The organism is Streptomyces sp. NPDC002144 (assembly GCF_053593695.1).
The window spans coordinates 1-13,606 of record NZ_JBSFDB010000078.1 but is presented as its reverse complement, the minus strand read 5'-3'; the positions used below and the strand labels follow the sequence as shown (position 1 = coordinate 13,606).

Annotated in this window: 13 protein-coding genes; 10 read left to right on the top strand and 3 right to left on the bottom strand. The window is 68.7% G+C overall.

Translation table 11 applies throughout. The features are described from left to right. Positions 1-20 precede the first annotated feature (20 nt). Positions 21-1,268, top strand: a complete 1,248-nt coding sequence (locus ACWCQ1_RS47800) for a cytochrome P450 family protein (protein ID WP_451029585.1) — start codon at positions 21-23, stop codon at positions 1,266-1,268. Between the two features lie 533 nt (positions 1,269-1,801). Then, positions 1,802-2,956: a hypothetical protein gene (locus ACWCQ1_RS47795; RefSeq protein ID WP_451029584.1), complete on the top strand. Its 1,155-nt coding sequence runs from the start codon at positions 1,802-1,804 to the stop codon at positions 2,954-2,956. 202 nt (positions 2,957-3,158) lie between these two features. On the opposite strand, the gene ACWCQ1_RS47790 is transcribed toward ACWCQ1_RS47795, so the two are convergent. After that, complete coding sequence (locus ACWCQ1_RS47790; protein WP_451029583.1) at positions 3,159-3,626, bottom strand: SAM-dependent methyltransferase; 468 nt, start codon at positions 3,624-3,626, stop codon at positions 3,159-3,161. A gap of 29 nt (positions 3,627-3,655) precedes the next feature. Then, positions 3,656-5,041 (bottom strand): Tat pathway signal protein, encoded by a 1,386-nt coding sequence (locus ACWCQ1_RS47785; RefSeq protein ID WP_451029582.1) that lies wholly within the window; start codon positions 5,039-5,041, stop codon positions 3,656-3,658. A gap of 277 nt (positions 5,042-5,318) precedes the next feature. Between ACWCQ1_RS47785 and ACWCQ1_RS47780 the strand changes: the two genes are divergently transcribed. From ACWCQ1_RS47780 to ACWCQ1_RS47745, 8 genes are all read left to right on the top strand, one after another. Beyond that, the gene (locus ACWCQ1_RS47780; protein ID WP_451029581.1) at positions 5,319-5,816 is read left to right on the top strand and encodes a hypothetical protein; all 498 of its coding nucleotides are present in this window, start codon (positions 5,319-5,321) and stop codon (positions 5,814-5,816) included. Between the two features lie 96 nt (positions 5,817-5,912). Then, the gene (locus ACWCQ1_RS47775; RefSeq protein WP_451029580.1) at positions 5,913-6,941 is read left to right on the top strand and encodes a hypothetical protein; all 1,029 of its coding nucleotides are present in this window, start codon (positions 5,913-5,915) and stop codon (positions 6,939-6,941) included. A gap of 96 nt (positions 6,942-7,037) precedes the next feature. Further along, a complete protein-coding gene (locus ACWCQ1_RS47770) occupies positions 7,038-8,555 on the top strand; it encodes an amino acid permease (RefSeq protein ID WP_451029579.1) in 1,518 nt (505 codons plus the stop codon). After that, on the top strand, positions 8,555-9,919 hold the full coding sequence (locus ACWCQ1_RS47765; RefSeq protein ID WP_451029578.1) for a glutamine synthetase family protein: 1,365 nt from the start codon (positions 8,555-8,557) through the stop codon (positions 9,917-9,919). Before ACWCQ1_RS47770 ends, ACWCQ1_RS47765 begins: the two co-directional genes overlap by 1 nt. Positions 9,920-10,102: 183 nt before the next feature. Beyond that, positions 10,103-11,332 carry a methyltransferase, FxLD system gene (gene fxlM / locus ACWCQ1_RS47760; RefSeq protein WP_451029577.1) on the top strand — a complete coding sequence of 410 codons (1,230 nt, stop codon included), beginning with the start codon at positions 10,103-10,105 and terminating at the stop codon, positions 11,330-11,332. Between the two features lie 65 nt (positions 11,333-11,397). Beyond that, complete coding sequence (locus ACWCQ1_RS47755; protein WP_358611583.1) at positions 11,398-11,592, top strand: FxLD family lanthipeptide; 195 nt, start codon at positions 11,398-11,400, stop codon at positions 11,590-11,592. Positions 11,593-11,666: 74 nt separating this feature from the next. Beyond that, on the top strand, positions 11,667-12,113 hold the full coding sequence (locus ACWCQ1_RS47750) for a lantibiotic dehydratase (RefSeq protein ID WP_451029576.1): 447 nt from the start codon (positions 11,667-11,669) through the stop codon (positions 12,111-12,113). A gap of 359 nt (positions 12,114-12,472) precedes the next feature. Continuing rightward, complete coding sequence (locus ACWCQ1_RS47745; protein WP_451029575.1) at positions 12,473-12,721, top strand: hypothetical protein; 249 nt, start codon at positions 12,473-12,475, stop codon at positions 12,719-12,721. A gap of 408 nt (positions 12,722-13,129) precedes the next feature. On the opposite strand, the gene ACWCQ1_RS47740 is transcribed toward ACWCQ1_RS47745, so the two are convergent. Next, on the bottom strand, positions 13,130-13,606 hold a 477-nt coding region (locus ACWCQ1_RS47740), incomplete at its 5' end, for a DUF4328 domain-containing protein (RefSeq protein ID WP_451029574.1).

The window sequence follows — 13,606 nt, the reverse complement described above, 5'->3', positions numbered from 1 at the left end:
CTCTCTACGGAAGGACCGCCATGACCCTGGCCCCGACCACCGGCTGCCCCTACCGCCTCGATGCCACCGGCGCCGACATCCAGGGCGAAGCCGCCGCCCTCCGCGCCCTCGGCCCGGCCGTCCGCACCGTCCTGCCCGGCGACATCCCCGTCTGGACCGTCACCGACCCGGGCCTGATCCGCCGGCTCCTGATCCACCCCGACATCTCCAAAGACGCCCACCAGCACTGGCCCGCCTACATCACCGGCGAGATACCCACCGGCTGGCCGCAACGGGTATGGGTCGATGTCCGCAACGCCCTGACGGCCTATGGAGACGAGCACACGCGGCTGCGCCGCCCCCTCGCCCAGGCCTTCAGCCCCCGCCGGGTCCGCGCACTGATCCCTCAGATCGAGACCATCACCGACACACTGCTCGACGAGCTCCAGACGGTCGGCCCTGGCGAGGTGGTGGACCTGCGGGCCCGTTTCACCTGGCGGCTGCCGCTGCTGGTCATCGACACGCTGTTCCAGACGCCGGCGCACCTGCATGAGGCGTTCCGTGATGCGGCCGGCTCGCTGTTCGCCACCGACCTGACCCCGCAGGCCGCGAAAGCCGCCCACGGCCGGGTCTACGCCCTGATCGCCGAGCTGATCGACTACAAGAGGGCCCACCCGGGGGACGACCTCAGCAGCGACCTGATCGCCGCACGAGACGCCGGGAGGATCAGCGAGCAGGAGCTCGCCGACTCCTTCCTCCTCATCATCAGCGCCGGACACGAAACGACCGTCAACGCCCTGGGCCACGCGGTGGTCAACTTGGTCACGCATCGAGAGCAGTTGGCGCTCGCGACCAGTGGCCAGGTCTCCTGGCGGCAGGTCGTCGAGGAAACCGTCCGCCACCAGGCGCCCATCGCCACGATCATCCTGCGTTTCGCGGCGCGCGAGGTCATTGACGACATCACCGGCGTGACGTTCGCCGCCGGTGACGCGATCGCCATCAGCTACGCCGCCGCCGGACGCGACCCGGCCACCCACGGACCGAACGCCGACAATTTCGACGTCACCCGCCGCACCGCCCCGCAGCACCTGGCGTTCGGCTACGGAGCCCACCTGTGCGTCGGCGCTGAACTCGCCCGCATCGAGGCCCGCATCGGCCTGCAGCAGTTGTTCGCCCGGTTCCCGTCCCTGCGCCTGGCCGTCGAGCCCAGCGGACTGCAGCCGCTGCCCAGCTACATCTCCAACGGCCACCAGCGCCTGCCCGTCCACCTCGGCCCCCACAGCCAGTGACCCTGCCGCCGGGAGCCGGCCGGCTCCCGGCAACGGAACCTCACCCCGCGGCACCGGCGCCCACCGCAACGGCCGCCGGTCACCCCGCCGACCACGGGCGGGACAGCGCACAGAGAAGGAGAGCAATGAGAGGGAGTTGATCAGTCGGGGCGGGTCCGGCTCTTGTCAGGAGCCTCATCCCGCCCTGGCCGACGTCGGGTGCGTCACCACCTGACCTCGTCGGCCACCTGCCACCGCCGGTGATCGGGCGTCACCCCGCGTCCCGGCGAAGAACCCCGGTTGTCAGCCGGGCCACCGCTACGCCGAGTCCCCTTTGTCAGAGGGCACTTCGGTGTTTCTACGAGTCGGAACCGAGTATGCAATACGCCCTTGTCTCCTGTCAGCCTGATTCCCCGCATTGCCGGCAGACCGCACCGCCCGCCGCCCCGGCCACCCCCGCCCACCGTCCAACTGGGCGTTGGACACCTGCTCCTGCCGAAACGATCACGTACACCGCATCCCGGCGCACCGGCCCGCGCGCCTGGCTGAAGGCATTGGAGGATGCCGCCCGCGCGGGCCTCATCCGCGGCGTCACCGCCACCACTAGGCGCATCGCCATGGTGCTCGCCGGCCGGATGGGCTTCGACACCGGGCACGCCCGCTACGTGCTGACGGACGTCATGCAGCGCACCGGCCTGAGCCGCACCGCGGTGACCGATCACATCAGGCTGCTGCGCGCCGCCGGCTGGCTCGCCTGGGTCGAACACGGCTCCCACGCCAACGTCCGGCGCGGCCGCGGCCTGCCCGGCTACGCGGCCACGGCCACCGTGTATGCGGCGACGATCCCGCCCGCCTACGACGCATGGGCGGGCAACCAGCTGGCTGGCACCGGCTACCAGGCCCGGGTCATCCGCCGCGGACGCCGCAGCCCGGCACCGACAGCCCGGGCCGGAGGCGGGGGGAGGAAGACGGGACCAACGCGGACCCCTTCCCTTCAGTGGGTGAAGAAGGACGGAAAGGATCCGGTACTGGGTGGTGAAAGAGGATCTACCGGGGGCAGTGCGCCCAGCCAGAGCCGTCGGCGTAAGAAGCGCCGCCTGACCGTGACCGGCTACACGATCACCGGCGAGCGGATCGAGCGAGCTCGCCAACTCGCCCGCGCTGTAAGGCCCCTGGTGACCTGGGTGCAGCGCGCCACCCTCGACGAACTGTCGTGGGTGCTGCTCGACCTCGTCGCCCGCGACTGGTCCCAGCCGCAGATCGTGCTGTGGCTCAACCGCCTCGGCCAGGACATCGGCGCGCCCCGCTGGCGCCCTCGGGCCCCACACCGGGTCATCGCCGCCGCCCTGCACCGCAAAGCCGCCCACGACGAGCGCACAGCCGTCCCCGACGACCTGACCCACGAAGAACACCGCCCGTGCGTGGGCCCGAACGCCGCCTTCCACCAGGCCGCCACCACGCTTCGCCAGCAGTTCAACGGTGCCGACGGGACAGACGCGTCTCGCAACGGCTACGGCGAGCACGACGCGATCCAGCCGACCGCATGGGAGGTGGTACAGCTGCAGGAAGCCGCCAAGAGCGACCCGACACTCGTCCTCGCCACCGCCCGCATCCGCGGCCGCGCGGCCGCCATCGCCACCTACGGCACGATGGCCGTCCCCATCCTCGAAGCACCAGCCGCGTACACCGGCTTTCGGGCAACGGTATGACCGTCTCATACCGCTATCGGAAGAAGGGCAGCCCCATGATCGGACACGACCCCGCATCCGCTCAGAAAGCCGTCCCCCACCGTGGAACAGTGGCTGTACGAGGACGTGGAGCGGCACGACGAGGCCGCCGACTCCCGGCCGGAACTGGCCGTCCACGACGCCCTCACGGGCGGCGAGTACCCTCCAGCGTCCAGACGAAGTTCTAGCCCTCGGCCCAGTAGTCCCTGAGCATGTCGCCAGGCCACTCGGGCTCATGCACGTCACCGCGGGGCCCCATCTCTTGAAAGTACGGAGCAAGGTCGTACACGGGCGTACCGTCGACCGCGTCCAGATCAGTAACGTGGAGATCCAGGCCGTCGACCTTAAGCAGTCGTGGGAAGCTGGTGGCGAGCTGGTTCGGGCGGCGGTGGTTGCGGTGGGCGAAGGTGCCCGAGGGCTCCCACCGGGGGTCGTTGCGTGGGCTTCGCGCGTGCAGCGCGACATCGTCCGGGGATGCCTTGCTGAAGTGCCAGGTGACGATCAAGTGGGAGAACTCACTCAGGCCCTTGACGACGTCGAGCGGGAACGTCGGGTTGAGTCGGATGATGGACTGGACGCCGCCCCAGTAGTCGTCGGCGACTTCCGTCCGACCGCCGACCACTGTGCCGATGACTTCGATCTGCAGCGTCATGGTGCTCCCCTCATCACATGCTGACGTGATCAATCTACGGTGCGCAGGTAGTCGGCCGCCCGCGTTTCAAGTTCGTTGGCGATCGGAATGCCGCGACGCCGGTAGGGGGAGAGGAGTTGCCGCATCTCCAGCACGCGTTGCCGGGCGCGGCCGGAGTAGATGCCGTCCTCCATAGCATTGAGCGCACGGGTCCACGTAGCGCAAGCCTCTTCGACGTTGCCAGCGGAAATCTGAGTGGCCCCTAGGTATCCCAGGGTCACGGCGTGGGTCCGTTTGAAGGCTGCGCCTCGGGTTCGGACGCTGCGACCGAACTGGCCGATGGCGCCCTTCTTGTCGTTGAGGTCGCGTAGCGCGCAGGCCGTCTCGTGTGCCAGCGACGCTTCGCCGAAGAAGAAGGTGCGGTTTGGTTCCTCTATGCCCTCATGCGCGCTGCGGAGGTCGTCTTCGGCCCGTAGGAGTGTCTTGGCCGCCTCTTGGTCCTGTCCGGTTGCGGCGAGGCAGCGTGCGTGAACGACACCGAGCAGTGCGCGCTCGCGGGGGGTTGCCGACTGATATCGACGGCCGGCCACCGATGCGGAGGATAGTTCCAACGCCTTGCCGACCAGCCCGAGATCGAGGGCCTGATGCGCCATGGCTCGCAGGATGTGGCCGGACAGCGGGGCGTCTCCGGCCCGGGCGGCAAGCTTCAGCCCGAGCGTGAAATAGGGCTCGGCGAGATCATGTTCACCGTTGTCGAACGCCATCCACCCGGAGAGGTAGGACGCTTCTGCTGCAGCGGAGTACATGCTGCGACGGACCTGGTCGCTGGTGAAGGAGCCGACCAGGTAGCGGGCGACGTCGGACCGTAGGTACTCGACGAGCGCGGTCCGGCCGTGTCCGCCGCCGCGCTGCTGGTCCATGCGGGAGAAGGCCAGCGTCATCTCGCGCACGCTCTCGACGTCGCCGCGGCCGACTCGCTGTCCCTTCCGCTCCGCCGGGGGCGGCTCCTTGGCCATCTCAACCCACCAGCCGTCAGTCGGCAGAGCGAGCGCGGCCGCCGAATACACGCCGCCGCGGAGCAGGCTTCGTCGGTCCGGATCCAAGTCGCTACTCCCCAGGTCGTTCAGCGCGATCACTGGATCGACGCGCCAGTCCAGCGCCCCTTGCGCTGGTGAGTCGGGCGCTGGGAACCCGGCCTCGGCTGGCGTGACGACGCGCTTCAGACGCCGGGACAATGCCTCGCACATGATTATGGGCGCGCGCCCGGAGGGCTGGTGACCGGCCACCCAGTGCTGGACGTGCTGCCGTGCGATGTGGGTGTAGTCCTGCAGATTGTTCTCTTTTGCGACCCGGACGAAGGCGGTCGCCGCCTGAGCCCGCGACCAATCTGCTTCCTTGAGTAACGCGGCGAACCGTTCGTTCCGATTGCGCGCCATGATGCGCCCCCGCCATGCCGATGATCCTGATACGCGTTTGGCAACCTGCCTCACGGTGTGCCCCGCGCTACATCCAACCTATTGCCCAACTGCTCGTCAGGTTTTGACAACTGACCGAAAGGCCCCTTCCCGACTAGCGTAACGATCCGCTCACGAAACGATCTTGTGTCACGTTTGGCAGTCACGCCACTTCAAGCAGGTATCGCCGACGCGTCAACCACGGTTCGCTGTACCTAATCACCAGGTGACTCGTTTAGGGCTCCTGAGCAGCACATTCATGGAAACAGAGGTGGCCGTGAACCCGCCAAGCACCATGGTCCACACCTTTCTAGAGCTTGCAGAGCAACCGCGGTTCCAGTGGGAAGGCCGGATGAGCGCAGAACGGTTCATAGGCCCCAACACCCGGATCAGGGCCCGCCCACGCCTCACAGCCGCACGCTGGCCCGGCAACATCGACGCAGCAGCACGCGTGTGCGCCATGCTCACGGACAACGCTGTCCTCCACGCGAAGCCCCTCTCAGGGAACGTCATCGGGCTCCGTCTCGTGTGCCCGCAGGACTCCGACGTTCTGATCATCGAGGTGACCGATGGTCTTGCCGACTTCCCCGGCTTCGACGAGTTGAGAACCCGGCGGGAATCGAGCGGGAAGCCCCGCGGGCTGTGGTGGGTGCACCACTACCGCGCACGCGTCGCGTGGCGCGTCAACTACGGCGACGCCGGCGAGCCCGTCGGAAAGACCGTGCAGGTCGTCATGCCCAAGGACTGGGGCCAGTAGCAGCCAGTCGACACCACCTCCCCCAGACATCCCCCAACGACGAGGCCCCCTATGCCCGACTCGTTAACGACTACCGCCACCCCCATCACCCCTCAGATGGAACGGGGCGCGGCCTCTCCCGACGCGCCTCTCATCGTCAGTCCGGTTGGCGCCGATACGGATCTGCGTGCCGCGCTGGAGGATCTGAAGATGGGCCGGTACCTCTCCGCCCGTGACCTGCTGGCCCGCACCGGCCCCAACTGGGCTTTACGCACCATCCGCAGCCAGCTCCTGGCGGCCGGCGCGGGCGAGCCGGGCGTCTTCAAGACCTGGCGCGACGAGGAACCCACCAGCCCGGATGCCGCCATGATGTGGGGCCGCGTCCTCACACGTGCAGCGCTCGCCGCGTATCGCGGCGGCCAGAGCCAGCAGGTGGTGGCACGAGCCGCCGGCCTGGCCCGGCAAGCTCTCTACCAGGCCAGGGTGCTCTGGCCGGCATGCCCCGTGCCGTGGGTGGATCTGCTCAAGCTGACACAGCTCCCCTTTGCGCCGCACCACTTCGATCCCCACGCCCACGAGCGGGGGATGCCCTGGGACGCGTTGAGAGATCCGGCGATGCATCACCGGGGGCCCTGGCCACTCCTGATGGAGATCAACAACCGTCACCCCGGAAACCGTGAGGGCCATCACCGCATGCGGGAGTGGTTCCACAACCGCTCGCGCGAACCCGGGGCCGCTATGAATTTTTCGTGCTGGCTTGTCGCGATGGGCACGCTCAACCCCCAGTTGCAGGTCATGCCCCTGTACGCGCTGATGGACGTCTACCGGCGGCTACATGGGGACGGTCGGAACGGCGCACTCACGTTCTGGCAGACGGCCCAGGTCCGGCATTACGCGTGCAAGGCGTACGACGACTGGTTCGCCGACATCCCTCCGGTCGACTACCCGTGGCAGCCGCTGTCGGACCTCAGCCACCTCGCGCACGCCCTGGTGGCCTGCGGTGAGAACGAGCGCGCAGCCTTCGTGTTCCGGGCAATGGGCCCCTACGTCACGCCGCAGCCGTGGCAGGACATCAACGCCAGTCTCGGCCGCTCCGCCGACTGGAGGGACGAGTTCCTCCGCATCCGCGCTTCCGTCTTGCGCTAGCCGGGACCCTCATGCTCAGCAGGGCCCCGCCGCCCCAGCGTGATCAACACCCCTGGACTGTCCCCGTACCCTCTCCCCCTTTTCGAAGGATTACTGGTGTCTCACAGAAGAGCCGGCACGGTTGAACCAGCGAGCTCGGACGATGCTTTCCTCGCACAGCTCGGCATCAAGCCCGAACTGTCCCGCAAGATGGGCGCCTTCGGGAACTTCGCGATCAGCTTCTCGGTCATCTGCATCCTGGCCGGCGGCATGAGCCTGTTCGGGTTCGGCCTGGGTCACGGCGGCCCTGTGGTCATGCTCGGCAGCTGGGCCGTGATCGGCTTCCTGACGCTGCTGGTCGGGCTGTCCCTCGCCGATGTCGTCTCGGCCTACCCGACCTCGGGCGGCCCGTACTTCATGGCCGACAAGCTCGGCGGGCGCCGCTGGGGCTGGGTGACCGGCTGGCTGAACCTGCTCGGTCTGCTCGGTGCGATCGCGGGCATCGACTACGGCGCTGCTGCCTTCGCCGGCGCGTTCGCGCAGATGCAGTGGAACATCGCGCCCACGGACGGCACGACCATGCTCATCTTCGGGTGCATCCTGCTCGTGCACGGCCTACTCAACTCCGCCGGGGTGCGCCTTATCACCGTGCTGAACTCGATCTCGGTGTGGTGGCAGCTGGCCGGTGTCGCCGTCATCGTCGGCGCCCTGACCATCGCCCCGGCCCAGCACCAGTCACCGAGCTTCGTGTTCACCCACTTCCACAACGACACCGGCTTCTCCCACCCCTTCTACGTCGGGCTTGTCGGATCCCTCATCTCGGGGTATACGTTCTGCGGTTACGACGCCTCCGCCCACGTCGCGGAGGAGACCACCGACGCCCAGACGTCCGCCCCCCGCGGCATCGTCCGCTCCATCTGGGTGTCCTGGGCGGCCGGCTTCGTGCTCCTGGCCGGACTGCTGTTCGCCCTACAGAACTACACGGCCACACAGAACACCGCGACCGGTGTGCCGCCCGCGCAGATCTTCCTCGACGTCCTCGGCGCGAGTGGGGCCAAGGCGCTGCTGCTGGTCGTGATTGTGGCGATGCTGTTCTGCGGGAACGCCGAGGTCGCCGCCGCCAGCCGCATGGTCTACGCCTTCTCCCGCAGCCGCGCTCTACCCGGCTGGCAGAGCTGGCGGATCGTCAACGACCGCACGAGGACCCCCACGAGGGCGGTGTGGTTCGTCATCGTCGTGCCGTTCGTCCTGGCCCTGCCGGCTCTGTGGTCTCCGGCTGCCTACGGCGCGATCACCGCGATCAACGCGGTCGGCATGACGCCGGCCTACGGCATCCCCGTCTTCCTCGCCCTGCGCAAGGGCCGCGCCTACCGGCCGGGCCGGTGGCGTCTGGGGCGGTGGCGCCGCCCGATCGGCTATGTCGCGGTCGCCTATGTGGTGGTCATCACCGTGGTGTTCTGCCTGCCACAGTCCACCCCCATTACCACGGAGTCCTTCAATTACGCCGGGGTCACCCTGCTCGTGGCGCTGCTGCTGGCCTGGGTGACCTGGATAACCCGCGGCAAGCGGGCCTACCAGCTGACCGCCGCAAGCGCCGCCCAGGCCGGCGAAGCCATGCTCAGCGAGGATTTCTGATGACCAACACCACTACACTCCGCAGCGCAGAAGCCTTGGGAACCGATCCGGCCCCCAAGGAGACGCTTGCCGAGTATGTCGACCTGCGTCTGGTCACCGACGTGATGCTGGTCGTCCCGGACCTGCAAGGACGCCTCCAGGGCAAGATCTTCAACGCTGATGTCTTCCTCGATCGGATGACCAGCGGGGCGGAGATGTGCGGCTACGTCCTGGCGACCGACGTCGACATGCGGCCGCTGGACGGGTTCGACTTCGCCGGCTGGGACCAGGGCTTCGGCGACCTGCGAGTGAGGCCCGACCTGACGACCATCCGGCTGATGGCGCACCGCCCCCTCACGGCCCTGGTTTTCGGGACACCGCTGCACGACGACGAGACTCCCGTCGAGGTGGCGCCCCGCCGGGTGCTGCAACGGCAGCTTCAGCGGATGCGTGAGCTGGGCTATCAGGTGAAGGCCGGCATCGAGAGCGAGTTCGTGCTCTACACGGACGGGCCGTCCGGCCGGACACCGGCGTGGGAGCACAACCTCGACTACGGCCTGCAGCATCCCCCCGCGGTGACCCACTTCTTCCGCCACCTGACCGACGCACTGCGCGAGTCCGCCATCGTTCACGAGGCCATCAAAACGGAGAGCGCCGGAGGGCAGACGGAGCTGACGTTCGCCTACACCGATGCTCTGCAAGCGTGTGACGAGTACGGCCTGTTCCGGATGCTGGTCCGCGATGTGGCCGAACGGCATGGCATGATCCCGGCCTTCATGGCCGCGCCCGAGACCGGCATCGCAAGCGGCCTGCACCTGCACCTGTCGCTGTGGAGCGAACACGATGAGCCCGCCTTCGTCCATCACCGCGGCGAGGACCTGCCGCCGCTGATGGACCACGCTGTGGCGGGCCTGCTGTCGGCACTGCCGCACCTCGCCCCGCTGTACGCACCAACCCCCAACAGCTACAAACGCTTCCAGCCGCGCTCGTTCGCCCCCACCCGCTTCAACTGGGGTTACGACCACCGCGGCTGCGCCATCCGCGTCACCGGCCACGGCCCCGGCGCGCACCTCGAAGTCCGCCTCGGCGGCGCGGACGCCAACGCCTACCTCGCGCTCGCCGCCTACGTGGCGGCGATGGCCCACGGCATCGAGGAACGCCTGACGGCCCGGCCGGCCTGCGACGGGGACGCCTACCAGGACCAGGCGACGGTGCCGCTCTTTGCCGACCTCAGTGAAGCACTCACGTACTTCGACAACAGCACCATCGCCCAGCTCCTGGTCGGCACAGACGTGGTGCGGCACTACGCCCAGGCGGCACGCGCCGAACTCGCCTGGCACCGCACGCACGTCACTGACATGGAGCGGCAGCGCGGCATCCGCTGAGACTCCCTGCCGCCGGGTGCAACTCCCCTCGGCGGCAGGGTCCAGCACTTCGTTCCCCGGACCGGACGGCGGTCCGGGGAACGGGGGGACAGCCCGCCCAGACTCCAGCCCCACCGCCCAAAACCCCAACTCACTCGGCGTGCGGCGCCGAGAAGGAGACCGCTCGTGGATAGCGTCCCCGGCATGACGTCTGAGAACAGCGACAAGAGCCCTGCCTCCGAGCAGGAGTCGCGCGACACGATGGTGCAGCGGCTCATTGAACTCGGCGCCGCCCGCAGCGCCCGCGTCGTGGCCGCGTTCCGTTCCCTCCCCCGGCACTTGGCCGCCCCGGATGAGGACATGGCCAAGGTGTACGAGCCTGAACAGGCAGCGATCACCAAAACCGACGCCAACGGCACCCACATCAGCTCCGTATCGGCTCCCCGCATCCAAGCCCTGCAGATCGAACAGGCTGATATCCAGCCGGGGATGAACGTCCTGGAGATCGGCTCCGGCGGCGTGAACGCGGCCTATCTCGCTGAGCTGGTGGGAGAGCAGGGCCACGTCGTCACCATGGACATCGACCCCGACGTCACCCAGAACGCGAGGGACTTCCTGAAGACGACCGGCTACCGCAATGTCACCGTCGTCACCGCCGACGGCGAGCAAGGGGCGCCATGGCACGCCCCGTACGACCGCATCATCGTCACCGTGCAGGCCGCCGACATCCCGCCTGCTTGGATTCACCAGCTCACCGAAGGCGGCCGGCTCGTCGTCCCGCTGCGGATGCGCGGCATGACCCGCACCATCGCTTTCGTACGCGACGGTGAGCGCCTGGTCAGCGACGAGTTCGAGCTGTGCGGCTTCGTCCCGATGCAGGGCGCAGGCGAGAACCGCGTGCGCCTGGCCCTCATCCACGACACTGAGGGCGAGGAGATCGGCCTGCGACTGGACGGGCACCCTGAACCGGACGCCAAGGCCCTCACCGCGGCCCTTCAATCACCTCGCGCCACGGTCTGGTCCGGCGTGACGCTCGCGGGGGATGAGTCCAACGAGCACCTGGACCTGTGGCTGACGACGGCCCTGGACAACCTCCCGCTGATGGCCGCAAAGCCCGCTGCCCGCCAGCGCGGCCTGGTCGCCTCCGCTTCCCCGCTCGGCGTGCCGACCCTCGTCGTCGGCGACAGCTTCGCCTACCGGACGGTCCGCCCCACCGACGACCCCGACCGGTTCGAGCTCGGCGCGATCGGCCACGGGCCCCAGGGCCAGAAGGTCGCCGAGCGGCTGGTCGAGGAAATCCAGAGCTGGGACCGCGACCACCGCGCTGACAGGGCACACATCGAGGTCTATCCGGCCGGAACGCCGGACGACCAGCTTCCCGCCGGCCGGGTCATCAACCGGCCACACACGCGGGTCACGATCGCCTGGCCGTGACGCTTCCAGCGTCACGGCCAGGTCAGCAACGCACATCCACCCACCTCTGTAGCGAGGAGAACGCGATGGCACCGCAGATCACCGGCACCACCCTGAAGGCCGCCACGGACTTCACCCCCGACGCAGGGTCGGACTTCGACCTCGACATCGAGACCGTCGCCTCCGCCCCGATCGTCGGCGCACTGCTGAACGACACCGGCGACGGCTGCGGCTCCACCTGCCAGTCCGCCTGCTCGAACAGCACCTGCATCGGCGGCTGACCCAGCAGGTGCGGGGTCGGCCCTGCAATGCCGGCCCTGCCCCGCACCACCGTGACCACGAAGGAGGCGCACCCATGTATCACGTGGTTGACGCGATCATGATCAGAGCATCGGTGCTGCCGCTGGCGGCCCCGCTGCCTCCCTGGCCGGCACCGGCCGATGGCAGCACCACCGGCACGGACGAATGGCGGGAGTGGATCATCCAGGTCTGGGCGGACGACACCCTGGCCGCAGCGATCGAATTCGCCGCACCCCTCCTCGCCGACGCCGTGCGAAAGGTGCTCAGCGGCGAGCGTCAGCGACCACGGACCCTCCAGCGCACCGCCGCCTCCCTGGCCCGCTACCTGCTGCGGAGTTCTTCACCGCACGAGAGCAGCCGGACGGTCTCGCCCGGATCTTCCGGGACTACCAGTCCTGGGCAATCACCCAGGACTGGTATCACCTCGCGGAGGCGGCAGACCAGGACTGATCGTTTGACATCCAACCTAGTCGCCCCAGGTCAGGGCATCGCACCGGACTAACTTGGCTGTCAAAGGACAGCCGCGGCTAGCAGTCGGGTCGCCCGGGGGAATCTCACCCCCGGGCGACCCGACTGCTAGGACAGACCGCCCTGATACCCCTGTCCGTCGCGGAGATCCGCCGCCTCATCGGACTGCTCCTCCGCCCGCACCGCCTCACGCCACAGCACCATCTGCACTGGTCATGGTGGAGACGCCTCAGCCAGACCCGGGCCTGCCGCAGCCACTACAAACGCCGAGGCCACATCCTGCAACTGTGATTGCAGTACAAGGACCGGGCCACGCACGCGTGCTGAACCTGCTGGATGAGGTCGAAGGAGGCTGTGCGTGACAGCTTCCGATGAGCCACTCCCCATGCCGCCGTGTCCTTGGCGCCGGTAGCCGCCAAGGACACGGTCAACCGGGACCTCATGCTGTTCAACAACGAGCTGGCGGTCGGGGTGCTGGGCAGCGTGGTCACACCCGTTGCGCTGCCGAGCCTGGCCCTGATCACGCTGAGGGCGACGCCGCTGGAGATAAGCGTGCTCTACGCCGCCCAGCGGTTCCCACCTGTGGTGACGGCCCTGTCGGGCCGGGCGCTGGTCGACCGGCACCGCAACTCGTCTTGCTGACCTGGGGCAAGGCGGTGGGCGGAGTCCTGTTGCTGTGCGTGCCGCTCGCCGCGTACCTCGGTTGGTTGTCGCTGCCGCTGCTGTGTGTTCGTCGGCCTCCTGCTCGCCGCCGACAACGACGGGGCGGCAAGCACCGCCGCACCACGCCGACCGCGGCGCACACCGCGCCGTACGGCGCCTCCACGGCGCGCACGTCCTCGACGGACACGCATCAGCGGACGGCGACCACGTCGTCGACGACCGCGGCCGACGGCGCCGCGGGCACGACGTCGGGCCGGTCGATGTCCTCCTGGTCGTCTTCTGCCTCAGTCTCCCGGCACAGGCACGAGCAGCAGCGCCGGCACGGCCTCGACGTCCGCGTCGGGTCTGTGCGTGCTCAACCTGATCTGCGTGAGCTGAGCTTCCGGCTCAACCCGTCCGCGCCTCACTCCGCTGCTGTACGGCGGTGAGGGCGCGGACGACGAAGACGCCGGCGACGGCCGCGCCCACGATGGCGGCGTCGGATACCAGGAGCGTCCCGACGTTCGTGTAGGCGCGGGCGATGATCTGGTCCGTGGAGTCGGCGGACATCAGCCCGACGCCGCTGAACAGCCCGATCAGCCAGAACACCCACCACACGTTCACGGACCGCGGCAGCCGCTCGCCGGGCGCGCTGTCGCGGTGGACCTCCGCGACGATGCCGCGCGGGAACCAGAGGTTGACGACCGGGACGACCCAGCCGAGGAAGACCCACAGCCCGGAGTAGCGGGGCCGCTCCCCGGACAGCTCACGGGCGTTGTCCCGCGCGCGGCCCAGCCATCCGAGGAACGCCACCGCGCAGATGACCACGGCGATCCCGCAGACCGAGACGACCAGGTGGTACTGGTTCTCCAGCCCGGTCAGCGG